24 protein-coding genes are annotated in these 23,177 nt (G+C 44.1%); 3 read left to right on the forward strand and 21 right to left on the reverse strand.

Going from position 1 to position 23,177, the window contains the following annotated elements; translation table 11 throughout:
* Window positions 1-31 precede the first annotated feature (31 nt).
* The 5 genes from RIL182_RS17115 to RIL182_RS17135 form a co-directional block, all read right to left on the reverse strand.
* Window positions 32-1,846 carry an ABC transporter ATP-binding protein gene (locus RIL182_RS17115; protein WP_006856381.1) on the reverse strand — a complete coding sequence of 605 codons (1,815 nt, stop codon included), beginning with the start codon at window positions 1,844-1,846 and terminating at the stop codon, window positions 32-34.
* Window positions 1,821-3,677, reverse strand: a complete 1,857-nt coding sequence (locus RIL182_RS17120) for an ABC transporter ATP-binding protein (protein WP_006856380.1) — start codon at window positions 3,675-3,677, stop codon at window positions 1,821-1,823. The genes RIL182_RS17115 and RIL182_RS17120 overlap by 26 nt, the downstream gene beginning before the upstream one ends.
* 229 nt (window positions 3,678-3,906) lie before the next feature.
* Window positions 3,907-4,569, reverse strand: a complete 663-nt coding sequence (locus RIL182_RS17125; RefSeq protein ID WP_006856378.1) for a sensor histidine kinase — start codon at window positions 4,567-4,569, stop codon at window positions 3,907-3,909.
* Window positions 4,566-5,309 (reverse strand): LytR/AlgR family response regulator transcription factor, encoded by a 744-nt coding sequence (locus RIL182_RS17130; RefSeq protein ID WP_006856377.1) that lies wholly within the window; start codon window positions 5,307-5,309, stop codon window positions 4,566-4,568. The genes RIL182_RS17125 and RIL182_RS17130 overlap by 4 nt, the downstream gene beginning before the upstream one ends.
* Before the next feature lie 104 nt (window positions 5,310-5,413).
* Entirely contained in the window at window positions 5,414-6,850 is a 1,437-nt protein-coding gene (locus tag RIL182_RS17135) for a methyl-accepting chemotaxis protein (protein ID WP_006856376.1), read from the reverse strand.
* Window positions 6,851-7,036: 186 nt separating this feature from the next.
* On the opposite strand from RIL182_RS17135, the gene RIL182_RS17140 reads away from it, so the two are divergent.
* Window positions 7,037-8,080: an AraC family transcriptional regulator gene (locus tag RIL182_RS17140; protein WP_044998774.1), complete on the forward strand. Its 1,044-nt coding sequence runs from the start codon at window positions 7,037-7,039 to the stop codon at window positions 8,078-8,080.
* Between the two features lie 19 nt (window positions 8,081-8,099).
* On the opposite strand, the gene RIL182_RS17145 is transcribed toward RIL182_RS17140, so the two are convergent.
* The 8 genes from RIL182_RS17145 to RIL182_RS17180 all read right to left on the reverse strand — a co-directional run bounded on the left by RIL182_RS17145 (window position 8,100) and on the right by RIL182_RS17180 (window position 14,311).
* Entirely contained in the window at window positions 8,100-10,475 is a 2,376-nt protein-coding gene (locus RIL182_RS17145; protein WP_015522202.1) for a phosphoketolase family protein, read from the reverse strand.
* A 138-nt stretch (window positions 10,476-10,613) separates the two neighbouring features.
* Window positions 10,614-10,985 carry a class I SAM-dependent methyltransferase gene (locus RIL182_RS21465; RefSeq protein WP_006856373.1) on the reverse strand — a complete coding sequence of 124 codons (372 nt, stop codon included), beginning with the start codon at window positions 10,983-10,985 and terminating at the stop codon, window positions 10,614-10,616.
* Entirely contained in the window at window positions 10,982-11,362 is a 381-nt protein-coding gene (locus RIL182_RS21470; protein ID WP_242655508.1) for a class I SAM-dependent methyltransferase, read from the reverse strand. Before RIL182_RS21470 ends, RIL182_RS21465 begins: the two co-directional genes overlap by 4 nt.
* 190 nt (window positions 11,363-11,552) lie before the next feature.
* Window positions 11,553-11,741: a cysteine-rich KTR domain-containing protein gene (locus tag RIL182_RS17155; RefSeq protein ID WP_006856371.1), complete on the reverse strand. Its 189-nt coding sequence runs from the start codon at window positions 11,739-11,741 to the stop codon at window positions 11,553-11,555.
* Between the two features lie 178 nt (window positions 11,742-11,919).
* On the reverse strand, window positions 11,920-12,201 hold the full coding sequence (locus RIL182_RS17160; RefSeq protein WP_022113304.1) for a hypothetical protein: 282 nt from the start codon (window positions 12,199-12,201) through the stop codon (window positions 11,920-11,922).
* 321 nt (window positions 12,202-12,522) lie between these two features.
* Window positions 12,523-12,915, reverse strand: coding sequence for a 30S ribosomal protein S9 (rpsI, locus tag RIL182_RS17170; RefSeq protein ID WP_006856368.1), 393 nt, complete (start codon window positions 12,913-12,915; stop codon window positions 12,523-12,525).
* Between the two features lie 16 nt (window positions 12,916-12,931).
* Window positions 12,932-13,360, reverse strand: a complete 429-nt coding sequence (gene rplM, locus RIL182_RS17175) for a 50S ribosomal protein L13 (protein WP_006856367.1) — start codon at window positions 13,358-13,360, stop codon at window positions 12,932-12,934.
* A 279-nt stretch (window positions 13,361-13,639) separates the two neighbouring features.
* Window positions 13,640-14,311, reverse strand: a complete 672-nt coding sequence (locus RIL182_RS17180; protein ID WP_044998771.1) for a DUF4352 domain-containing protein — start codon at window positions 14,309-14,311, stop codon at window positions 13,640-13,642.
* Between the two features lie 300 nt (window positions 14,312-14,611).
* Between RIL182_RS17180 and RIL182_RS17185 the strand changes: the two genes are divergently transcribed.
* Entirely contained in the window at window positions 14,612-14,782 is a 171-nt protein-coding gene (locus RIL182_RS17185) for a CopG family antitoxin (RefSeq protein ID WP_006856365.1), read from the forward strand.
* Between the two features lie 132 nt (window positions 14,783-14,914).
* On the opposite strand, the gene RIL182_RS17190 is transcribed toward RIL182_RS17185, so the two are convergent.
* On the reverse strand, window positions 14,915-16,054 hold the full coding sequence (locus tag RIL182_RS17190; protein WP_242655507.1) for a serine/threonine-protein kinase: 1,140 nt from the start codon (window positions 16,052-16,054) through the stop codon (window positions 14,915-14,917).
* 143 nt (window positions 16,055-16,197) lie between these two features.
* On the opposite strand from RIL182_RS17190, the gene RIL182_RS17195 reads away from it, so the two are divergent.
* On the forward strand, window positions 16,198-16,632 hold the full coding sequence (locus tag RIL182_RS17195; protein ID WP_006856363.1) for a helix-turn-helix domain-containing protein: 435 nt from the start codon (window positions 16,198-16,200) through the stop codon (window positions 16,630-16,632).
* Window positions 16,633-16,694: 62 nt separating this feature from the next.
* Here the strand turns inward: RIL182_RS17195 and truA are convergent, their stop codons facing one another.
* The 7 genes from truA to RIL182_RS17230 form a co-directional block, all read right to left on the reverse strand.
* Complete coding sequence (gene truA, locus RIL182_RS17200) at window positions 16,695-17,438, reverse strand: tRNA pseudouridine(38-40) synthase TruA (RefSeq protein WP_044998803.1); 744 nt, start codon at window positions 17,436-17,438, stop codon at window positions 16,695-16,697.
* Window positions 17,439-18,124: 686 nt separating this feature from the next.
* Window positions 18,125-18,937 carry an energy-coupling factor transporter transmembrane component T family protein gene (locus tag RIL182_RS17205; RefSeq protein WP_006856360.1) on the reverse strand — a complete coding sequence of 271 codons (813 nt, stop codon included), beginning with the start codon at window positions 18,935-18,937 and terminating at the stop codon, window positions 18,125-18,127.
* 17 nt (window positions 18,938-18,954) lie between these two features.
* Window positions 18,955-19,833: an energy-coupling factor transporter ATPase gene (locus RIL182_RS17210; RefSeq protein ID WP_015560218.1), complete on the reverse strand. Its 879-nt coding sequence runs from the start codon at window positions 19,831-19,833 to the stop codon at window positions 18,955-18,957.
* A gap of 195 nt (window positions 19,834-20,028) precedes the next feature.
* Window positions 20,029-20,892 (reverse strand): energy-coupling factor transporter ATPase, encoded by an 864-nt coding sequence (locus RIL182_RS17215; protein WP_015522174.1) that lies wholly within the window; start codon window positions 20,890-20,892, stop codon window positions 20,029-20,031.
* Window positions 20,893-20,913: 21 nt separating this feature from the next.
* On the reverse strand, window positions 20,914-21,417 hold the full coding sequence (locus RIL182_RS17220) for a tRNA (cytidine(34)-2'-O)-methyltransferase (protein ID WP_015522173.1): 504 nt from the start codon (window positions 21,415-21,417) through the stop codon (window positions 20,914-20,916).
* 57 nt (window positions 21,418-21,474) lie between these two features.
* Entirely contained in the window at window positions 21,475-22,656 is a 1,182-nt protein-coding gene (locus RIL182_RS17225) for a pyridoxal phosphate-dependent aminotransferase (RefSeq protein WP_006856355.1), read from the reverse strand.
* A 1-nt stretch (window position 22,657) separates the two neighbouring features.
* Window positions 22,658-23,134, reverse strand: coding sequence for an Lrp/AsnC family transcriptional regulator (locus RIL182_RS17230; protein WP_015560217.1), 477 nt, complete (start codon window positions 23,132-23,134; stop codon window positions 22,658-22,660).
* Window positions 23,135-23,177 lie beyond the last annotated feature (43 nt).

The raw sequence follows: 23,177 nt of genomic DNA on the forward strand, positions 1-23,177 counted from the left end.
AAGCAAATATTAAGATTTTTTTCAATGGTTTTTACGCGTAATACTGTGCCTGTGTCTGATAAAGTCTGGCGTAGATTCCATTTTCCGCTAACAATGTGTCATGCGTTCCCATCTCAGCAATGTTTCCGGCATCCAGCACTACAATCCGGTCGCAGAATTTACAGCTACTCATGCGGTGGGAAATATAAATTGCAGTTTTATTGCGTACCATCTCATTAAAGTTCTCATAGATCTGCGCCTCGGCGATCGGATCTAAAGCTGCGGTCGGCTCGTCTAAGATCACAAACGGCGCGTCCTTATAGAGTGCGCGTGCGATTGCGAGCCGCTGTGCCTCGCCGCCGGAGACGTCGACGCCCGCACCGTTGTTGTTATAAAGCTGTGTCTTTAAACTGTCTTTCATCTTTCTCACACGTTCTGCCAGCTCAACTTCCTCTAACACCTCCCATGCCCTCTCTTCATCCACTTTGCTGCTTGCAGCGATATTTTCGCCGACCGGCAAGGAAAACATTGCAAAGTCCTGAAAGACAACGGAAAATGCTCTCGTATATTCCTCATAGTTATATTTCCAGATATCGATGCCGTTTAACGTGATCGTACCCTCCGTCGGCTCATAGAGACGGCAGAGCAATTTGATCAATGTCGTTTTTCCTGCACCGTTTTGTCCGACTAACGCCATTTTTTCCCCAATATTAAATTTTAAACTGACATGGCTTAACACCTGTGTCCCACAGTCCGGGTAAGCAAAACTTACATCATGAAATTCAAATTCATATTGTCCGTCATCCCGCTTTTCGATCGGCAATGTACCATCGTAAGCCATTGCCGGACTTTGTATAAATTTATCAAAAACGCTTAAATATTCCGCACAAAATTGAAAGGAAATGACCTGTGAACCAAATTCCGTAATACAGTTCACGGTCTGTGAGATGACACCTGCATATAAGATGACATTTCCGATATCGATCATCCCGTTTAATGCTTTCATGCCTGCCAGCAGATATGCAGCGCCTGCTGCAAACTGGTTGATGCCCTCAATCATTCCCCTGTATTTTCCATTTACTTTTCCCATCTGTAAATAAATACTATAGCCCTCCACCATCTGTCTGAATTTCCCCAAAAAGAGTTTTGACAGGTCATAAAGTCTGATATCTTTGCTATTTCTTTCATCTGTCATGATCCCGGCCAGATAGCCGCCCAGTGCATTATAGTGGTCATTTGCATGTATAAATTCATACTGTTTCGCGCTGAGTATTTTTCCAAGATATAAATTCACAATTACAACAACTGCATATAAGCCAATCAAAAGCAGCGTTGATCCATAGGAGACAAAAAATGTTTTTTTCTGTTCGGCATCGATTTTCAGCAACAGCAGAAGAAAAAATACGACCGAATAACACATGGAAAAAAACTGTACAAAGATCTGGTAACAGGTATCCACCTGGTCTTTGATGTCCCCATTTCCGCCTGCCGTAAGTTTTGCGCGCCTTAATGAGTCAAGTGTTTCCTGTTTTTCAAATTTTTCATACTGCAGTTCAAATGCCTTGTCTGCCATCTGCTGTCTTATGATCTGCTGGCAGCTCTCTCCGAGCACTTCGATCCGTTTCTGGCAGAACCGGTTCACCAGTTCACAGACAAACTGCGACAGTAAAAGTGCTGCCACGCTTTTCACACATGCCTCATAATCCCCTTCGATCGCATTGTTTAAAATCTGTGCCGAAAAATAAAATACCAGAAACGGAATGGATGCCTTCATAAATCCGCCGGCTGCCATGACAACAGCCACATCTTTTTTCCCTTTGCTGATCATCTTTATAAAACTTTTAAATTCCTGCCATATCTTCTTCATGTGACTGTGCCCCTTCCTCTTTGTAATATCTGCTCTGTACCAGGAACATTTCGGCGTATCCGCCATTTTTCTGCATCAATTCCTCATGGGTTCCCTCCTCTGTGATCTTTCCGCTTTCCAGGAACAAAATATGGTCACAGAACCGCGTCGATGCCAGACGGTGTGAGATAAACAGTGCCGTTTTTCCAGTCAGCATTTCATTGTATTTCTCATACATCTCATTTTCTGCGATCGCATCTAATGCTGCGGTCGGCTCATCCAAAAGCAACAGTGCACATCCTTTATAGAGCGCACGCGCAAGCATCAGTTTCTGTGTCTCCCCGCCGGAAAGATGGATGCCATCCTCACTTACCTCTTTTCCGATAAATGTGTTCTCTTTCTGTGGAAGTTTTTGTATTTTCTCCCAGAGGCCGGCATCCTTTAATGCCTCCCTGCATTTTTCCGCATCATAGTCCTCTCCCATGCTGCATGTTACATTGTCCGCAATGGAAAAGGAATAGGTAAATGCATCCTGAAAGACTGCTGCAAGCGACCGGTACCACACATCAAGATCCATCGTGGCAAGATCCGTTCCGTTAATGTAAATGTGTCCCTCATCCGGCATATAAAAACCGCAGAGCAGTTTGACAATCGTTGATTTTCCGGCGCCGTTGATGCCGACTAACGCCATCTTTCCGCCTTTTTTAATGCGAAAGTTCACATCATCTAATATCTTATGGTCTGTGCCCGGATAGGAAAAACTGACATGTGAAAATTCGACTTCCACTGCCTCCTTTTCATCCTTTAACCGGACTCCCTCGCCATGGTGATATACATTCTCTAACTCTGTAAATTCCTGCATCTGTCCGACCGGCTTTAAGCAGGATGAAATCTGGCTGATCATCATCGTAAGTTCCGAAAAATAGGTGGAAAATCCACTGACGATCCCGATATAAAGCACAAAACGTGCGATGGACATTCCCTGCATCAGCTGTCCGATCAGATAGCCGTAACAGACCACATCCCTGCCAAGCTGCAGCAGCAGCCCAAAGAGATCATCCGCAAAATAACATGCCTTTTCTTTTGCCAGCAGTGCCTGGTATTTTTTGTTTGCAGCACGGTAATGTCCGCTTAACCATTCTTTCATCTGGTAAAGCCTTATATCTTTTCCGTTTTCCACTGCATATGCCTGACGGTCCAGATAGTCCTGTGTCACTGTAAGTTTCGCCTTTGCATCACGGTGTTTTAATTCGTAATTATTTGCCAGTTTATAGCTTAAGATCTGGACCAGTGAAATGATAACCAAAAGCACGACCAGCCATGCCGATACACCGGAGATCAGGGATGCGTACAGGATCAATGCCCCGGCTTCCTTTAAGAGTTCGACGTCGTAATGAAGCACACCCTCGATGCCCCGGTAGTTTCCGCTGACTGCCTCTCCCGCTTTCTTTAAAAGCTGCTGGACTTTTTCGTCCTCGCACTGCACATAGTCGAGTGACATATATTTCTGATAGGTGCATTCAATCATTGTGCCGCAGCGGAATTTTACATACTGGAACTGGTTTCTCCGTTTCAGATATCCGGTTATGATGCACCAGATGCTGTATCCGACAAAAAATGTTACCAGTTTTGCGACTACTCCGGGCAGTGTTTCCTGGGTGATCATGCCTTTTTGGTACTGCTCTAAAAACGCTACGATCATGGATGGGATCAGTATGGTGCCGAAGCCTTTGCCGATCTGGGTGATGATCTCGGCGAGAGCATAGAAGATGGTGGATCTGTCGTAGTGCCATAGTTCGCGGAGGATGTAGCGCTGGTTGGATGCGGCGGTGTAAGTTTTCGGTTGGTTCATGGTTGATGACTCCTCTCGTTTTGGGTGTGGTGGTGTGATATCACTTCTATGTCTATACTCTATCAGCTTTTTGAACTTTCACACAAAAAGTGCACGGAAGGTCATCTTCCGTGCACCAACGGTATCGCCAATATACAAAAGGCTGGAATAAAAAGGTGTGGCTGACACACCGGTCTGCCACCACAACCTGACGGCCACACCTTTTCCCACCAGCTTTTTCCGAAAACTTTTACAGCGGCAGCATAATCTCCGTCACAAACACCCCCGGCTCATTCTGTCTGTTAATGTACCCGCCATACTTTTCAACCACCAGATTGATCCGTTTTAATCCATGCCCGTGATTTCCCCGTTTTTTACTGATGTACTCCGAATCCATCTTGCGCACTGTCTCATTTGTCGCGTTCGACACCGAAATGTAAAGCTGTTTTTTGAGTACTCCGATATAAAGGCGGATAAACGGTTTTTCCGTGGTCAGTTTCTCACAGGACTCCACTGCATTGTCTAACAGGTTTCCGATCAGAGCACAGAGGTCAATATCACTGACAGCAAGTGTTTCCGAACATTTTGCCTGATAGTCGATCTCAATTCCGTTTTTCTGTGCTAAGGATATTTTCGAATTTAAAATAGCATCCAAATTGACATTTCCAGTCTCAATCAGCTGATTGACGTGATCTAAGTCCTGCTCCAGCAGTCCTAAATATTCCTCTAACCTGTCATATTCTCCCATCTTGACATACGCTTTCATTGCCTGCAGGTGATTGTGATAATCATGCCGCCAGCCGCGCATGGTAAGATAGATATTTTGTACCTCCTGCACCTGCTTTTCAAGCAGGGCATTCTGATACTCCATATTCTTCTCTTCTAAATATTTTGTGATCAGCGGTATTCTCATTTTTCGCACATATCCCCATGTTCCATATAATAACGGATAAACGCTTCATTCACACTCTTATAAGCATTCCTGCTCACCGGCACACTGCTGCCGTCACAAAGAATGCACTCCGTGCGCTGCACGCGCTCCACCGCAGCAAGACTGACTAAAAAGCTGCGGTGTGTACTGATAAATTCCGTTTTCTGTCCCGGCTGATCTTTTGCCAGCTCCTCCGCGATCTCCGAGAGATTCTTTTTGTATTCATAATCACCCGCGCTCGTGTGCAGACGGATATAATGCCCTTTCGCCTCCACACTGTAAATGGTATCGACCGGAATTTTTACAGTCTCCCCACCCACATTTTCGATCAGATAGCGCCTTTCTTTGACAAGCGCATAAGAAATCTCATCCAGCAGAGAAAACAACTTTGTCTCCTCCACCGGTTTTAAAAGATAGCGCAATGCGCCAACCTCATACCCTTCAAACACATACTCACTGCGGTTCGTCAAAAAAACGATGGGAAGTTTTTGATCTTTTTTCCGGATCTCCTTTGCGAGCGCCATGCCATCCATGCCGTCCATATCAATATCCAAAAGGAGCAGATCGAACGGGAAACTGTCCGGATGCTCAAACAACAGCTCCTTCGCACTGCCATAGCCAAAATATGTAACAGTGTCATTCCCTTCGTCTGCCCACTTTCTGATCAGTTGCTCCATATATTCTAACTGGATCTTTTCATCTTCACAATATGCAATATTCATTCTATTCCTGATCCTTGCATTTTTGTTACTGTTCACACACAAGTGTGACCCGTAACTTATTTTTACCTGACTTTTCAGCCTCCCACTGTTATTTTCTGTCTGATCTATTCTGCATAAGACTCCAGATCCTGTGCCAGCAGATAAGTAGCATCAATGATCTCTTTGGTCTGTTTCATTGCCTCTACCGCATGTTCTGCTGTCTGAAGTCCTTCTGTGGAAGAAGCAGCTATTTCTTCACCGGTTGCAGAGAGATTCGATATACTCTGGGAAATTGTGTCTGTACTGTTTAAAATGGACTGCATACTTCCCTCGATCTCTCCGATTGCACTTGCCAATGACTGCATTTCGTCATTGATGGTCTCAAATTTATTCTTTGTTGTCTCAATCAGTTCGTTCTGTTCACGGATTGAATCCGCAGAATGTTCCATACTGTCCATCGCATGTTGTGCATCTTCATTCAGATCCTGAATGATATCCGTAATCCGGTTCGTTGCATCTTTTGTCTGCTCCGATAACTGACGGATTTCTTCCGCAACGACTGCAAACCCTTTTCCTGCCTCACCTGCTCTTGCTGCCTCAATAGAAGCATTCAATGCAAGAAGATTGGTCTGGCTGGAGATACTTAAGATAGTCGCAACAATTCCTTTTACTTCCTCCACACGGTTGCTGACCTGTTTGGTGGACTCTGCCGCCTGGTTACTTGCCTGCTCCACATTGTCAGCCTGATTTTTTAATCCTGTTACCAGTCTCGCACCCTCTGCCACATTCTCCATCGTATGATTTGCCTTATCAATCATCGCTTCGGTTTCTTTTTCAGCACTGTCCGTATTCTTATGGATTTCCTCACACATCAATGCCTGCTGCTGGATTGCCTCCGCAGTACTTCCCGTGCTCTGGGCAATATTGGAAATAGATTCATTGTTGTTATTGATGACTTCCTCTAATGTCTCTAATTTTTCTTTTGCGGAATCAAAATGTTTCACCAGATTTTCCGCTGTAGCCAGCATTTTTTCAGATGCTGCAGCCTGCATTTCCAGATTTTCTTCACTAAATTTTGTAAGGAGGATAGATGCTTCATATACCGCATAAACTACTGTTGCAAGAATGATAATACTAAAAAAAAGTTCTATCCCATCGGCTCTTTTTGTAATAACCTGCACTATGATATGAATGATATTTCCTACTGCAGTTACACCAATACCATAATATACAAACTTTACATCTAAATACAAAACACATGCAACAAAGAGCGGGATTCCATATGCGTAAACAAAATTATTCTGATTCAGTAAAAGAAATACACAATATACAGCACTTCCTGTTCCAAGCAGGATTTCCCCACCCTTTTTTGAATTCCAAAACTTTTTTGCATAAGTATTCACAACAATAATTCCCGCAACTGCAGCTGCAGTCTGAAGCAGTATCGTAATCTTAAACTCCGCCAGACATGCCATAACAGACAGAATCGTCATCACTGCCAGCAGGATTATTACCACATTATATACTCTTTTATTTGCTCTTACATATTGTTCTCCTGTCATCTAAATCCCTCTTCCTTTCGCTTTTGAATGTACTTGCATAATTATAGTACACCTCTCAATAAACACACACAATACTTATTACAAATTTTTTTCATACTTTTCGACATATTGCGCCATAAAATGTGCTGTGATAAACTAAAGATATTTAAAATATTTCACATTTTGCTGCTTTCAGATGAGGTTATTATGAACTTAAAACAATATATCAGACATCTTCTTTATGATAATACAACTTATGAATCACCAGATATTTATCAGCGTTTCCGCATTGTCTGTCCGGAGTATTCGCAGCACGATATCGAAGTCAAACCATATCCCCTTCCGGAATCAGAGCACATGTTTGGCCTGATCTGGGATATCCACGAACCTCACACTGTTTCTGCCACGATCATCCCCTCCGGTACCGCCTTTACTTACGAGAAACGGTTTGAACCGGGCATGCGCACCCAGATGCACTCACATGAATATCTCGAACTTTTTTATATCGTGGACGGCGAATACCGTCAGAAGATCCTCGGCAATGAATTTACTTTCCACAAGGGGGAACTCTGCCTGATCGACCGCAACTGTGAACATCAGGAAATCTTAGACAGTGGTTCTTCCACGATCTTATTTCTCGGTATCACAAATGCTATTTTTAATGATATCATGAAACATCTGAGCACTTCCGGAAGAATTGCTTCTTTTTTAAATATGGCATTATTAGAGCAGAAAAATCTGCAGCAGTATCTGCATTTCCGTCCACAGCCGGAGGGTCTGGAAAAAATGGAACAGGCGCTTTATCAGCTGCTGTCCGAGTTAAAACAGCATGATGTTGCCTCCCCTTTGATCTGTCAGGGATTACTGCTGCGTATTTTCAGGATTCTTGGAACAAATTATGAATTTTCGCTGTCAAAACAACTGCGAAAACAGATGAACTGGATTTTATTTGAAGAGATCACAGATTATATGGAAAATCATCTGACCCAGATTTCCATTACAGGACTTTCTGAGGAATTTCATTTTCAGGAAGATTATTTTAACCGTCTCATAAAAACACAGACCGGGCTTACCTATACGGAATACTTACAGCTTCTGCGCCTGCGCCGCGCTGAAACGCTGCTTCTTACGACCGATGCCACGATCGACCAGATCACGGAAGCGGTCGGTTACCACAACAAAGGTTATTTCTATAAAATATTTACGGAACGGCACCAGCTTACGCCGGCACAGTTCCGCAAAAAGATGTAACTATTTTTTCAGATTTATCTTACAGATTCCATTTCCAGTCTCTTACCTCAGGCAGATCCTGACCGTACTCGTGGATGTACTGTTTGTGCTCTACGAGTTTGTCGTTCATCTGCTGTACCAGATAAGATCCTCTGTTTCCAAGCTGTGGCAGATATTTGATGACGTTCTTTACTAAGTGGAAACGGTCGATTTCGTTTTGTACACGCATATCAAACGGTGTTGTAATCGTACCTTCCTCCTGATAACCGTAAACGTGGATGTTGCGGTTGGTTCTGCGGTAGGTCAGCTCATGGATCAGTGTGTGATAACCGTGGAATGCAAAAATGATCGGTTTGTCTTTGGTAAAGAGTGCATCGTATTCTGCATCGCTGAGTCCGTGCGGATGTTTCGTGTTCGGCTCTAATTTCATGAGATCGACAACGTTGATCACACGGATCTTAATCTCCGGCAGTGCCTCTCTTAAGATCGTAACGGCTGCCAATGTCTCTAATGTCGGTGTATCACCGCAGCATGCCATAACTACATCCGGCTCTTCGCCCTGGTCGTTGCTTGCCCACTCCCAGATGCCGATACCCTGTGTACAGTGTTTGACTGCCTGCTCCATGGTCAGCCACTGCTGTCTCGGATGTTTGGATGTCACGAGCACATTGACATAGTTGCGGCTGCGGATACAGTGATCGAAGCAGGATAATAAACAGTTTGCATCTGGCGGCAGATAAAGGCGTACCACGTCTGATTTTTTATTTGCAATGTGGTCTAAGAACCCCGGATCCTGATGTGTAAATCCATTGTGATCCTGCTGCCATACATTCGAGCTTAAAATCAGGTTCAAGGATGCAATGGACTGTCTCCACGGAAGCTGGTTGCAAACCTTTAACCATTTTGCATGCTGTGCACACATGGAATCAACCACACGGATAAATGCCTCATAACTTGCAAAGAATCCATGACGTCCGGTTAACAGATATCCCTCTAACCATCCCTCACACATATGCTCACTCAACATAGAGTCCATGACACGTCCGTCATGTGCAAGGAATTCATCCGTATCATAAGCCTCACCGTTCCAGTCACGGTTCGTTGCCTCAAATACTTTTCCAAGACGGTTTGACATCGTCTCATCCGGTCCGAAAATACGGAAGTTCTTTGCATCTTCATTTAACTCGAAAATATCTCTGACAAATCCGCCAAGTTCGATCATATCCTGCGCTTCCACAGCACCCGGCTTTGGAACATCCACAGCATAATCTTTAAAATCAGGCAGACGCAGATCGCGCAGTAATTTACCCCCGTTTGCATGCGGGTTTGATCCAATCCTGCGGTCGCCGGTCGGTGCTAATGCCTTTAATTCCGGAATCAGTTTTCCGTCCTCATCAAACAGCTCCTCCGGATGATAACTTAACAGCCAGTCTTTTAACATCTGAAGATGTTCCGGTTTGTCCATCATGATCGGAACCTGATGTGCACGGAAAGAGCCTTCGATCTGATTGCCATCCACTACCTTTGGTCCTGTCCAGCCCTTCGGGGTGCGGAGTACGATCATCGGCCATTTCGGTCTGGTCAGATCATCATTTTCTCTCGCATTTTTCTGGATCGCCTTGATCTCATCCATCGCCTGATCTAAGGCAGCCGCCATCTTGCTGTGCATATCCATCGGCTCATCGCCCTCCACGAAATACGGTTTCCAGCCGCATCCGTCGAAGAAATGCTCTAATTCTTCACGGGAAATACGTGCTAAGATGGTCGGGTTGCTGATCTTATATCCGTTCAGATGCAGGATCGGTAAAACCGCACCGTCTGTTTTCGGGTTTAAAAATTTGTTGCACTGCCAGGAAGTTGCAAGCGGTCCAGTCTCGGACTCACCGTCTCCGACGATACATGCTGCAACCAGATCCGGGTTGTCAAATACCGCACCAAAAGAGTGTGCCAGTGAATATCCAAGCTCACCGCCCTCGTTGATGGAACCAGGAGTTTCCGGTGCAACATGGCTTGAGATACCGCCCGGGAAAGAAAACTGTTTACACAGTTTTTTCAGTCCGTCCATATCCTCTCCGATGTTCGGATATACCTCGCTGTAAGTTCCCTCTAAATATGTATTTGCCACAAAAAAGTTTCCACCGTGGCCAGGACCGGAAATTAAGATCATATCCTGATCATATTTTTTGATGACACGGTTTAAATGAACGTATACAAAGTTCTGTCCCGGAACGGTTCCCCAGTGTCCGACGATCTTTTTCTTTATATGATCCATCGTCAACGGCTCGCGTAATAACGGGTTGTCCAGTAAATATAACTGTGCTGCTCCAAGATAGTTTGCCGCACGCCAATAGGCGTCCATTTTTTTCAGGTACTCTTGGGTAACAGGCTGCTTTTCCACAGCGTTTACTTCTGCCATGCTGCTTTTTCCTCCTTTATTGAAACATTTCCTGTCTCGTTTGTTATATTTTAGACAATCTTTTTTCGGAGGGCAATTTCCCATTCCTGTTATCTTGTAAAAAAGTTACCTGATCCGACTGGTTGTGTGACAGCCTTTTTAGTTTTTCCTGACAGCAAGACAGTAATTAACATGCTCAAAGGCTTTCATATCCGCCCCTGCCTTGTCGATAATATCCCTTTGAATATCATCCGGTGTCAACAACTCATAAATCAGAAAGCCATGTTTCTCCAGGAGTTTTTCAATCTCGCTATAGGAAAAGGCTGATTGCATTGGCTCGCCACCTGCTTTTGCCATCATAATTGTGTTCTGCACACGCTTTTCGGAAGCATCAAAGAAATTCTCATCTGGATAATCAAACACAAGCGAACTCCCATCCGCACAAAGTTCGGAAAGTGCAGCCAACATCGTATTGATTGCTTCCGTCGAAAGATAATACGTTACGCCGAGCCATGAGAAAAATGTTTTCACAGATGCGTCACCCCCCCATCGATCAGACGTTCCGCTACATTATCTTTCGTAAAATCCGCAGGAACAAAGGTGAGATTATCAGGAATCGTCCAACCGGCACGGGTGATCCGTTCTATTTTATCTTTCTGCGTCAGGGGATGATCGACTTCAAATACCCTATGTTTTGATAAGAATTCTTTTTCCCGAAGAGCGAAGGTATCCAGATCTGCGCCGAGCATAACATATTGCTTTGTGCCAGTCAGAACGGCGGCATATTCTTCTGCTGTCATCAGCTCTTTTGCAAGATGATCCGCGAAAACCGGATGATCTTCATTTTCTGCATGAAACGCCCGTCCAAATGAACTCATCAGGGCAGTAATACTAACTTCGTTATTCATTCCTTTGTCCTCCATCTTTGATGTTTCCCCTATTTTTCTTCCATTTCTTTCGTATTTGCATGAAACAGCTCCAGTGCCCGTATGAAGCAGTTGCATTTCTACGGTAAGACCTGTGTCATTTACAGGCGTGCTGAGTGTATTGATTACAAAACGCAGAGCAAACCTTCATCTATCAGGTCTTGCTCTGCGTCTAAGCGTCTGGCGTTTTAATTTCTTCAATTTTTTTATTTCTAAAATAAATCACACAAGTATATTTACATTTCGGACAAAATAACGGAAAATCCTCTAACACCGTATGTGGACGTATCTGTGTCCTCGTTTTCCCGCCGCATCTGGGACAGTGAAGCCACTCTAATTTCTTTTCTATATTTTCAACCATTTATACCACCTCACCTTTTCCTGATTGCAATGATCTTTACGCTCTCTTAACCTCTTGAATCGTCATAATATCTCAAGCGAAATCTGCGTGGTTCGTTATGCGTTTTTCTCATATAACTTTCTCATTGCGCTGCCAATACTGCATCTCTAAGATACATTTTATCCATGTCGCACCCTCATCATATTCGTACTTCAAGGATAGAGTTGATTATCTGTCGGAAACCATAGTCGAGGAACTCCTCTTCTGTCATACCATTCTGCGCGCAAATGAATTTTCCCTTTGTCTCGGCAAGCGCAAGCAGCGAATCAATGCTTGTGGAGAGGACATAGACCGTCAGCACAGGAACAACTTCTTTTCTTACCTCGCCGCTTTTCTGCCCACGCACAATGAGTGTTTCAAGAATCTCATTTATCTCCGTCCCAAGGCAAAGTATATTTTTCACTGTATCTGAAGCTGCCACTTGCTCGATCTCCGCCGCGCCAGAACGCTTCAAGGTTTCAAGCGAGTGGGGATACTATGTAATTTTGACATTGTCAACCAAAAAATCGCAAAGGAATTTTCACCGCATGAAATACATGGAACGCCGCGGAAGTGGTCTACGCAAATTTTGGCTTTCTGCATAGAATCCAAATCAAAGAAAGAGCTTGCATCATTTTGCGGCTTCAAAGATTTAAGGAACTTCACTTTGAAACATATCAACCCGTTTGGGTATAAGAAAACCCCGGAAAACCTTGATTTTCCGGGGTTTGTAAACATAATTCGATTGTCTCTTTCGAGATAATTATCTCTTTGAAAACTGTGGAGCGCGACGAGCTGCTTTGAGACCGTATTTCTTACGCTCTTTCATACGAGGATCACGTGTTAAGAATCCTGCTTTCTTTAATACTGGTCTGTAGTCAGCATCTACATTTAATAATGCACGAGCGATACCATGACGGATAGCTCCTGCCTGTCCTGTGTATCCACCACCGCGAACGTTTACTAAAACGTCGAATTTATCAGCTGTCTCGGTAGCAGTTAAAGGCTGACGAACAACAACCTTTAATGTCTCTAATCCGAAATACTCATCCATATCTCTTTTATTGATGGTAATTTTACCTGTACCTGGTACTAAATATACTCTGGCAACAGATGATTTTCTTCTTCCTGTTCCGTAATACTTTGTATTAGCCACTGTTTTTCCCTCCTAATTAAAATGTTAAAGCTTCAGGTTTCTGAGCTGCATGCTTGTGATCCGGTCCAACGTATACGAATAATTTTGTATACATCTCTCTTCCTAAAGGTCCCTTTGGAAGCATGCCTTTTACTGCGTGCTCGATAACTCTTTCCGGATGTTTCGCTAACATTTCTTTTAAGGTAGTCTCTTTCATACCACCTACATAATCAGAGTGATTGTAGTAGATCTTCTGGTCTAATTTTTTACCAGTTACTTTAATCTTCTCAGCGTTAACAACGATTACATAATCACCTGTGTCGATGTGCGGTGTAAAGATTGGTTTATTCTTTCCTCTTAATACTTTAGCAACTTCAGATGCTAAACGTCCTAATGTCATACCTTCAGCGTCAACTACATACCATTTTCTATCAATGGTAGCTGGGCTAGCCATAAAAGTTTTCATTGATCTTCCTCCTAGAAATAATGTTACGGAACACCTCTGCAATGTGAATGTCCAGGACACACCGCTTGGTATTCAATAAATTGTTTATAGTTTAAATGTCGCTCCGGGGCTTTGGATTGACATTACTTCACTATCACAGACTCAAATAGTATAGTACACGACGCCTTGTGTGTCAAGGATTTTTTTACTTTAGATCAAACTTTTTACAAATAAAACTATCTTCCAAATTAACTCTGAAAGAGGCGGATATCCTTTATCAGATGTCCGCCTCTAATCTGCCTATTTCGTTATCTCAAACTTAAATTTATTACTGCTCCATACATTGTCCTTAAAATGAATTTCGATTGTTTTCCAGTCCGCCGGAACCTCATACCCAATCACACCATTCATTTTTTTCCCTGCTGCAATGGTTCCATCTAACTGATTTTGATCATTTTTCTCCAAAAGAGCACTCACTGAATAATTCAGTGCATAATCGTCCGCATATGCTTCAAAACTCGCCATACTGCTTATATTTATCTCAGAATCAGAATTATTTGCGATTTCAAACTCTACCAGAACAAACTCATTTCCATCTGCCGGTTTATTATACTCTGACCCGCTGCTCTGCGTATAATTGACCATTGTAACCTGCACATCATTCATTTCTGCAGTTTCACCAATACCAAATATATCCTTCTCACTATCTTCTTGTTTGACAGAGGTATCTTCTGTAGTATCATTCACCACATCAGCCTTGTTATCTGTATTATTCTGCGTCGAGGCATTCTCTACCTTTTTCGTTTTATCCGCTCCACCGCCCGACATTGCTGCAATAATAATAACCACCACCACAACGATCACGATCCATTTCCCGATACCGCCCTGTTTCTTTCTGCAGTTTGGGCAGACCTTCGCGCCTTTCGGTATCTCACTCTTACAGTGTTTGCACAACTTTGTTTCATTTTCCATTTCATAATCCTCCTTGTTTTGCGGAGCAAAATGCGAGCCCTTTGGTGAGCAGAGGATTTTACTCCTTGTTTTGCGGAGCAAAATGCGAGCCCTTTGGTGAGCAGAGGATTTTACTCCTTGTTTTGCGGAGCAAAATGCGAGCCCTTTGGTGAGCAATGCCCAGCACTCTTGGCACGTATTTTACTCCTTTGTTTTACTACTTTTTATTTCATCCTACTTTATGCTACTTTATCCTACTTAGTGGTATATGTCAACCATTTATCGTATATATAAAAATAGAGTTATTTAATCGAAAACGAAATGAGGCTGTCTATGAAACCATTAAAAAATAAAGTAAGCATCACACTTGATTCAGACATCATTGAACAGTTAAAGCTCCTCGCCGAGCAGGACGACCGTTCTTTTTCCCAATATATCAATATGATATTGAAAGAATATCTGACCCAGGCGGACAAAAAGAAAGAAGCGTAAAACATCTCTGTCTTATGCTTCTCCCATCTTAGCCGTATTTCATTTATTTTTGGTATGCACCGTGCATACATTTTCACATTATATAATGTTGAGTTCAAATAGTAAGTTCAATTTTTGACTGTCAAATTACATTTAAAATAATATTGCTTCTAAGATCGCGCAGATGGCAGCTGCAGCAAAAAGAAATATAAATTCCGCTGCAGCATAACCGATCAGTCTTACGAACCGGTTCTTACTGTTTACAACCGGTATGTTTCTCCGCATTCCCATATAATCACAGACAAAAAATATAAATACGATCTGCGACAGCCAGACCACCAGCCGTTCCAGTGTCAATTTTGACTGCGGGAGCAGTTTTCCATTCGCATCATGCGCTTCTAACGACCACGCAGTAACTGTGACCAACGCATATCCTATGACTGCGACGATCATTTTCCATACTTTTCCTGTCCGAAATCCCGGTATTTTATAAAAAGGGATTTCACCGGCTTGATCTTTTTTACAGCTCTGCGCACAATAAAACTTATTTTTATCACTATCCATACTACTGCAGGGGATTTCCGCTGCATTGCAGATATCCGCCTTAAGTTCATCCACATTCTGATACCGGTCCTCAGGGTTTATCTTAATGCATTTTAACACAATCGTCCTGAATTTTCCTTCGGTCAGCTTTTCCATCGGGAACTCTCTCACAAGCATATAATTAAGCAGCACACCCATCGCATAAATATCGGTTCTCGCATCCGTCTGTCCGAACCCAAACTGTTCCGGTGCCGCATAGCCTTGCGTTCCCATCATAACAGTATCCTTTGACTTGCCAGGCTGGTAGATTCTCGCAATGTCAAAATCGACCAGCTTCACTTCCCCCTCATTGGTCAGAATCACATTCTCTGCTTTCAAGTCTCTGCATATGACTGGCATTTTTGCATGGTGCAAAGGGTAAAGCGCATTGCACAGACAGATTATGATATCAGCAGCGTCTTTCTCCGAAAAATATTTTTCTTTTAACATTTCTTCCAGATTTTTTCCGCTCAAGTACTCCTCAATCACGATCAGATTCGTATCGGTCTGAATACACTCATAGATCTTTGGTATATACGCATTCGGATTTTCCTTTAAAAAAAGATAAATCTCCTCCAGGTCCAATGCAACATACTTTCGCACACCAATCACACCATTCACTTGGTTTCTTACGATATGTACTTTTTCATTGTCACCCAGTCTGCCAAGATCCACATATTCTGACAAACAGTACTCCTCATCTAACCGCATATAATTTCCCACCATTTTCTTGCATTCATCTGTACAACACGATATTATAAATGTCAGGGCAGTTCATGCGCCCAAACCAGCATTTACAATTTGTAGTATAAAAATATTTTATTATTTTTTACAGTACAATTCAAGGAGACTTTATGGATCAGAAAACGACCGGCGAACTGATGCAGCTTCTCTCTTCCGCCAAAAATATTTCCGATTTAAAACAATACACTGACGCACTTGCAGACATGACATCTTCCGTGACCTTTCCGGAATATTTAAATGAACTGATGCATGCCCGCGGCGTGACCGCCTCAAAACTGATCTCTGCAGCCCAGATTCAGCGCAATTACGGCTATCAGATCTTAGACGGCAGGCGAAGTCCCTCCCGTGATAAAGTCATTTCTCTCTGCCTTGCACTAAAGCTTGAGCTCCCGGAAACACAGCGTGCTCTCACGCTCACAAAAAACGGACAGCTCTATTCCAAAAACAAACGGGATTCCATCCTCATTTTTGCTTTTGGGAAAAAGCTGTCCGTGATTGACACAAACGTGCTTTTAGAAGAAATGAATGAGCCTGTTTTAAACTGACTTCTGCATCATTCAAAAACATCCTGCCCTGTTGTAACATCTTTTCAAAGTGCACTTCTTTCTCATTCTACGTTTTCAAACTCGATCCCCATCATCGTAAGCCCGTGTGCCGGCGCCGTAGGCCCTGCCGCGCTGCGGTCTTTCTTTGCAAGAATTCCTTTTACCGCCTCCGGTTTGATCGCACCACCGCCAACCTGCACTAATGTCCCTGCAATGATCCGTACCATATTGTAAAGGAAACCGTTTCCCGTCACGCGGATCGTGATGATATCTCCTTCTTTTTCCACATCACAGGCATAGATCGTGCGCACCGTCGTCTTTACCTGTGCACCGATCGCACAAAAACTCTTAAAATCATGCTCTCCCTCAAGATAAGATGCCGCTTTTTTCATTTTCTCCACATCCAGTGGATAATGATAAAAATAGGTATCCAGCCGTCTTGTCGGCATACGGAATGTCCGGTTTAAAATACGGTATTCATAAGTTTTTCTGCTGTTCTGATAGCGCGGATGCCAGCCATCCTCCACCTCACAGGATCCCTGCACCACAATATCTTCCGGCAGTCTCTGATTGAGTGCAAATGCAATTTTATCTGCCGGCATCCTCGTGTTCGTATCAAATACTGCAATATTTCCAAGGGAATGTACACCCGAATCCGTCCGGCTCGCACCGCTCACCACGATCTGCTCGCCCAGAAGATTCGAAAGATTCTTATTTAGCACTTCTTCTATCGTGATACCGTTCGGCTGCACCTGCCATCCTTTGTAATTCGTGCCGTCATACGCCACGATCATTTTTACACGCATAGTAATCTCCTGTTCTGAGCCGCATGCTGCGATAAAGCGGCAACAATCTGACCTTCCCGCAGACATATTTTTATATATTGCCGTAAAAGCCGCTTGTTTTTCCAACAGACAAATATCCCTGGAATCAAGCTTATTTTTCACGCTGACTTTCTGTTCTGTTTAAAAAATCCGTAGAACAGAATAGTCCGTGCACTTCAATATCCAATGGGTGAAAACCTAATCTCTCAGCATCATTTCGCCCATTCCTTCTTTCTTTTCAACATCTTTTTCACTGTTTTGGGCGAAATCTTCTTCTATTTTCCCGTTTCACCCTGGATTTTTCATTTTTGCGGGCTATTTACGCTGGTTCATGTCATTTTCGCCCATTTTCCTGTATTTTGACTGATTTTCTATCAACAAATGGGTAAATTACTTCTATTTTTCATCTGTTTCGCCCATGTTCAAACTTTTGTATGAATGGAACTTCTTCTTAGCCAGGTGAATATTCCTCCTGTGAGATTTTTTCATTCATAAGATTCGGGTGGCAAAGGGTGGCACACAACTTAGTGGTTGTCAAATTGCACAAAGCCGCTACTATTTTCCAGCTTTGTGCAATACCATTCCAAAATGACAAAATACCCTGCCGGCATTCCATCATGAACCTCAGCCTGCCGGCACTGCAAAAATTTCCCGCGTCATAACTTACCTTACTGCGGAAACGGTAAAAAGAACCTGCACAGCAAAATAACCACAAAATACCCAATCACAAGCACATATGCTTTATGATCCACGCCTGCGTAACGCAGAGGTTTCATCTTGGTTCTGCCCTCGCCGCCATTGTAGCAGCGCGCCTCCATAGCCATCGCAAGGTCGTCTGCTCGACGGAACGCAGAGACGAATAACGGTACCAAAAGAGGAATCATGTTTTTCACTCTCAGTAACAGATTTCCGCTCTCAAAGTCAGCACCTCTCGCCATCTGTGCCTTCATGATCTTGTCTGTCTCCTCGATGAGGATCGGGATAAAACGAAGTGCAATCGACATCATCATCGCGATCGCATGAACCGGAACACCGATCTTTGATAACGGCATCAGTGATTTTTCCAGACCGTCCGTGAGCTGGTTTGGTGTCGTCGTAAGTGTCATGATCGAGGTTCCAAGGATCAGGTAGGTCAGACGGATCGCCATCAGAATCGCATTCTGTGCCCCCTCTGCCGTGATCTTAAAGATCCAGAATTTCACGATCGGCGTACCAGGTGTCAGAAAAAGGTTGAATGCCGCCGTGATCAGCATCAGCACCACGATCGCCTTCAAGCCCTTTACCATAAACTTAAATGGAACTTTGGACGTTCTGATGCAGAAGATCAAAAATACAGTCGCAAACAGAAGTGCCGCAATCCCTTTAAAACAAAACAATGATATAATATAAATAAATGTAGCAAACAGTTTTACGCGCGGGTCCAGTTTATGAATGACGGAATCCGCTGGATAATACTGGCCCAGTGTAATATCTCTTAACATCTTCTTCCTCCGAACCGTTACATATGAAAGTCTGTTTTTCCAGAATCTATTCCGGTCAGCGCCTCGAGCAGACAAGCTCTTGCCTCCGCCACCGTGGTTGCATCTGTATCCACATTCAGACCTTTTTCCTTCAGTTCATGCATCAGGTAAGTCACCTGCGGTGCTGCAAGTCCAACCGCCTCAAGTTCTTTGTAGTGGCGGAATACTTCTTTTGGCGCACCGTCTAACATCACACTGCCGTGATTCATCACGATAATACGCTCCACATATTTTGCGACGTCCTCCATGCTGTGCGATACTAAAATAACCGTAATACCGCGTTCCCTGTGCATCCGCTCCACAAGATCTAAGATCTCATCACGTCCTGCCGGATCAAGTCCCGCCGTCGGCTCATCTAAGATCAATACCTCCGGCTTCATGGCAAGCACGCCCGCAATCGCAACACGGCGTTTCTGTCCACCGGAAAGATCAAACGGAGACTGGTAATAAAGCTCCTCCGGCAGTCCGACACTCCGCAGCGCCTCAAATGCCCGAAGACCTGCCTCCTCTTTCGACAATCCCTGATTTTTCGGTCCGAAACACACGTCGTCAAAGATCGTTGTCTCAAACAACTGATGCTCCGGATACTGAAATACCAGCCCGACGCGGTTTCTCAATTCACGCAGGTCAAAATCATCTTCATAAATATCCTGACCATGAAAATAGATCGTCCCGGATGTCGCCTTCATCAGACCGTTCAAGTGCTGGATCAAGGTGGACTTTCCGGAACCGGTATGTCCGATCACGCCGATAAACTGTCCATCCTCGATCGTTAAATTTACATCCTTTAACGCCTGGATCTGGTACGCAGTCCCTTCGCTGTATACATAATTCACTTTATCTAAAATAATTGACATGTTCATCCTCATTTCTGGGGCACCCACTGCAGAGCAGCACCCCAAAAGCCTTCCATTTTACTCAAAATCAGATGATCTTTTAAAAACATATAACCATAAAATGCCTGCTCTACTGATATTCCATCTCTGCGCTCCACATCATACACGTTCCACAATCATGCTATCATCGTGCTCCACATCATACACATTCCATGATCATGAATCGATCTGTGCGATTCGCAGAATATGCCCCACAAGTTCTTCCCGCGTCAGCACGCCAAGCGGAATATCAAGTCCAGACTGTCTGAGCAGGTCAGCAAGGATCGTAACCTGCGGTACATCCAGCCGGTATTCCTTTAACTTTCCGACCTGGGAAAAAATTTCGCGCGGTGTCCCCTGCATGACAACTTTCCCCTTGTCCATCACAATCACCTTATCTGCACCGACGACTTCTTCCATATAATGTGTGATCAGAATGATCGTGACACCCTTTTTCTGATTGAGTTCATGCGCAGTGCGGATGACATCCGCTCTTCCGTTTGGGTCAAGCATTGCGGTCGGCTCGTCTAACACGATGCACTTTGGCTCCATCGCTACGACACCCGCGATCGCAACGCGCTGTTTCTGACCTCCGGAAAGTTTGTTTGGCGAATGATGACGGTATTTTAACATACCGACTGCCTTTAAACTCTCCTCCACACGCTGCCAGATCTCATCGGTCGGCACACCGATATTTTCCGGTCCGAATCCGACATCCTCCTCCACTACACTGGCAATGATCTGATTGTCCGGATTCTGGAAAACCATTCCGGCGGTCTTTCGCACCGGAATGACATTCTCCTCTTTTGAAACATCCATGCCGTCCACAAAAAGACTACCCTCGGACGGGGCTAACAGTGCATTGATATGCTTTGCAAGCGTAGATTTACCGGAACCGTTATGTCCTAAAATTGCGATAAAATCTCCCTGCTTCACATCGAGATCCACATGATCTAAGGCAGTCTGGATCGACTCTACGTTTCCCTCTTCATCACGTCTGATATATTCATGCACAAGCTGTTTTGCCTTAATAATTCCCATCTGTTTTTATTCCTTCCCGTATCAGTCATCCCAGCGCAGTCTGTGCAGTTCTCCCTGCAGCTTCATATGGTCAAACTGATTCTGTCTGAGTGCCTCATAGAGCACGATCGCAACGGAATTTGACAGGTTCAGTGAACGTGTCTCCCCGATCATCGGGATCCGCACACAGGTATCCGGATTGGCTTTTAAGATCTCCTCCGGGATTCCTGCACTCTCTTTTCCAAACATAATATAGCAGTCCGGCTCGTAGGAAACCTCTGTGTATACATGGCGTCCCTTTGTCGTTGCCATATAGATCTTTGCACCCGGATTTTTCTCACAGAAATCATCCCAGTTCACATAGGTCGTCACATCAAGCTCACTCCAGTAATCCATCCCGGCACGCTTGATCGATTTTTCATCAAGATGAAATCCAAGCGGTTCGATCAGATGGAGCCTTGTCCCTGTTGCGACACAGGTTCTTCCGATATTTCCGGTATTTGCCGGGATCTCCGGCTCATATAAAACAATATTTAACTTTGCCATAATAATCCTCATTTCCAGGCAGTCTGCCAAACAGACCACAATATGAAAAATAAGCTGTCATGCCTGTTTTTCACCCTGTTTTCTCAGCCCTGTAATAAATGCCTCCATGCGGTTCATCGCCTCTTTTAAATTCTCCAGCGAATACGCATAGGAAATACGGATAAATCCTTCCCCGCAGTCTCCGAATGCCGTTCCCGGAACGACTGCAAGCTTCTCTGTATTTAAAAGCTCCGTGGCGAACTGCTCGGATGTCATACCGAATTCGCTGATGCATGGGAACACATAAAATGCTCCAAACGGCTCGAAACAGGATAATCCCATCTCCTTAAAACGGTGCAGCAGATAGCGGCGTCTTCCGTTGTATTCCTCACGCATCTGTGCCACATCCTCATCACCGTTTTTTAATGCCTCCACGCCTGCGTACTGGCTGGTGGACGGTGCACACATGATCGCAAACTGGTGGATCTTTAACATCTGCTCAATGATCACACGCGGTCCACATGCATAGCCGAGACGCCATCCTGTCATGGCATGTGATTTGGAAAAACCGTTGATCACGATCGTTCTCTCCCACATTCCCGGCAGAGACGCAATCGTCACATGTTTCTCAAGGTAGGTAAGCTCTGAATAGATCTCGTCACTCAATACAAAAATATCATGTTTTTTGATCACTTCCGCGATTTTTTCAAGATCTGATTTTTCCATGATTGCCCCGGTTGGATTGTTCGGGAACGGAAGTACCAAAAGCTTTGTCTTTGGCGTGATCGCAGCCTCTAACTCTTCTGCAGTCAGACGAAATTCGTTTTCTGCCTTTAACTCGATCACGACCGGTACTCCGCCTGCTAAAACAGCACACGGCACATAGGACACATAACTCGGCTGTGGGATCAAAACCTCATCCCCCGGATCTAACATAGCACGCATTGCCGCATCGATTGCTTCACTGCCTCCGATCGTCACCATGATCTCATGATCCACGTCATAAGATATCCCGTAATGACGGTTCAGATAACGGTCGATCTCTGTCTTTAACTCTTTTAAACCTGCATTTGAGGTATAATGTGTTTTTCCTTTTTCCAGGGAATAAATACCCTCGTCGCGGATATGCCACGGCGTATCAAAATCCGGCTCGCCGACACCAAGGGAGATTGCGTCCTTCATCTCATGTACCACATCGAAGAACTTACGGATCCCGGACGGCTGGATCGTTGTAATTGTTTTATTTAATGGATCTCTCATATTACATCTCTATCCTTTCATCTTTTGCCGGTTCTGCCATAACGGTTCCGTGATCTTTGTATTTTTTCAGAATAAAATTCGTCTTTGTACTTAAAACAGAATCAAGCGGTGAAAGTTTATTGGAAACAAACTGGGAAACCTCACGCAGTGTCTTTCCCTCGATCGTTACCATAAAATCAAATCCGCCGGAGATCAGATAAACGGAATTTACTTCCGGATAGTTGTAAATGCGCTCTGCCACCTTGTCAAATCCCATTCCGCGCTGTGGTGTGACACGCACCTCGATTAAAGCTGTCACCTTTTCAATTCCCGCCTTATCCCAGTCGATCAGGGTATGGTATCCGCAGATAATATGCTCCTCTTCCATTTTCTGAAGCTCATTTACCACGGCTGCCTCATCTACACCTAAAATAATTGCCAGTTCCTTTAAATCAATTCTGCTGTTCTTCTCTATAAAAGTTAAAATCTTTTCACGCATGATAATCCTATCCTCCATAATTTGTACTCTTTTGAGCACTGCT

It is taken from the genome of Roseburia intestinalis L1-82, assembly GCF_900537995.1.
Taxonomy (GTDB): domain Bacteria; phylum Bacillota; class Clostridia; order Lachnospirales; family Lachnospiraceae; genus Roseburia; species Roseburia intestinalis.

Excerpts from the sequence above, each read along its gene's own strand:
- RIL182_RS17145 (WP_015522202.1), bottom strand. The coding sequence starts at position 10,475 with ATGGCAGAAGTAAACGCTGTGGAAAAGCAGCCTGTTACCCAAGAGTAC.
- RIL182_RS17225 (WP_006856355.1), bottom strand. The coding sequence starts at position 22,656 with ATGAGAGATCCATTAAATAAAACAATTACAACGATCCAGCCGTCCGGG.
- RIL182_RS17220 (WP_015522173.1), bottom strand. The coding sequence starts at position 21,417 with ATGGCAAAGTTAAATATTGTTTTATATGAGCCGGAGATCCCGGCAAAT.
- RIL182_RS17120 (WP_006856380.1), bottom strand. The coding sequence starts at position 3,677 with ATGAACCAACCGAAAACTTACACCGCCGCATCCAACCAGCGCTACATC.
- RIL182_RS17155 (WP_006856371.1), bottom strand. The coding sequence starts at position 11,741 with ATGGTTGAAAATATAGAAAAGAAATTAGAGTGGCTTCACTGTCCCAGA.
- truA (WP_044998803.1), bottom strand. The coding sequence starts at position 17,438 with ATGCGTGTAAAAATGATCGTGGCGTATGACGGCACGAATTACAAAGGA.
- RIL182_RS17125 (WP_006856378.1), bottom strand. The coding sequence starts at position 4,569 with ATGAGAATACCGCTGATCACAAAATATTTAGAAGAGAAGAATATGGAG.
- RIL182_RS17135 (WP_006856376.1), bottom strand. The coding sequence starts at position 6,850 with ATGACAGGAGAACAATATGTAAGAGCAAATAAAAGAGTATATAATGTG.
- RIL182_RS17190 (WP_242655507.1), bottom strand. The coding sequence starts at position 16,054 with ATGCGGTTAGATGAGGAGTACTGTTTGTCAGAATATGTGGATCTTGGC.
- RIL182_RS17195 (WP_006856363.1), top strand. The coding sequence starts at position 16,198 with ATGGATCAGAAAACGACCGGCGAACTGATGCAGCTTCTCTCTTCCGCC.
- RIL182_RS17130 (WP_006856377.1), bottom strand. The coding sequence starts at position 5,309 with ATGAATATTGCATATTGTGAAGATGAAAAGATCCAGTTAGAATATATG.
- rplM (WP_006856367.1), bottom strand. The coding sequence starts at position 13,360 with ATGAAAACTTTTATGGCTAGCCCAGCTACCATTGATAGAAAATGGTAT.
- RIL182_RS17205 (WP_006856360.1), bottom strand. The coding sequence starts at position 18,937 with ATGTTAAGAGATATTACACTGGGCCAGTATTATCCAGCGGATTCCGTC.
- RIL182_RS17210 (WP_015560218.1), bottom strand. The coding sequence starts at position 19,833 with ATGTCAATTATTTTAGATAAAGTGAATTATGTATACAGCGAAGGGACT.
- RIL182_RS17185 (WP_006856365.1), top strand. The coding sequence starts at position 14,612 with ATGAGGCTGTCTATGAAACCATTAAAAAATAAAGTAAGCATCACACTT.
- RIL182_RS17140 (WP_044998774.1), top strand. The coding sequence starts at position 7,037 with ATGAACTTAAAACAATATATCAGACATCTTCTTTATGATAATACAACT.
- RIL182_RS17180 (WP_044998771.1), bottom strand. The coding sequence starts at position 14,311 with ATGGAAAATGAAACAAAGTTGTGCAAACACTGTAAGAGTGAGATACCG.
- RIL182_RS17115 (WP_006856381.1), bottom strand. The coding sequence starts at position 1,846 with ATGAAGAAGATATGGCAGGAATTTAAAAGTTTTATAAAGATGATCAGC.
- RIL182_RS17230 (WP_015560217.1), bottom strand. The coding sequence starts at position 23,134 with ATGCGTGAAAAGATTTTAACTTTTATAGAGAAGAACAGCAGAATTGAT.
- RIL182_RS17215 (WP_015522174.1), bottom strand. The coding sequence starts at position 20,892 with ATGGGAATTATTAAGGCAAAACAGCTTGTGCATGAATATATCAGACGT.
- RIL182_RS21470 (WP_242655508.1), bottom strand. The coding sequence starts at position 11,362 with ATGAATAACGAAGTTAGTATTACTGCCCTGATGAGTTCATTTGGACGG.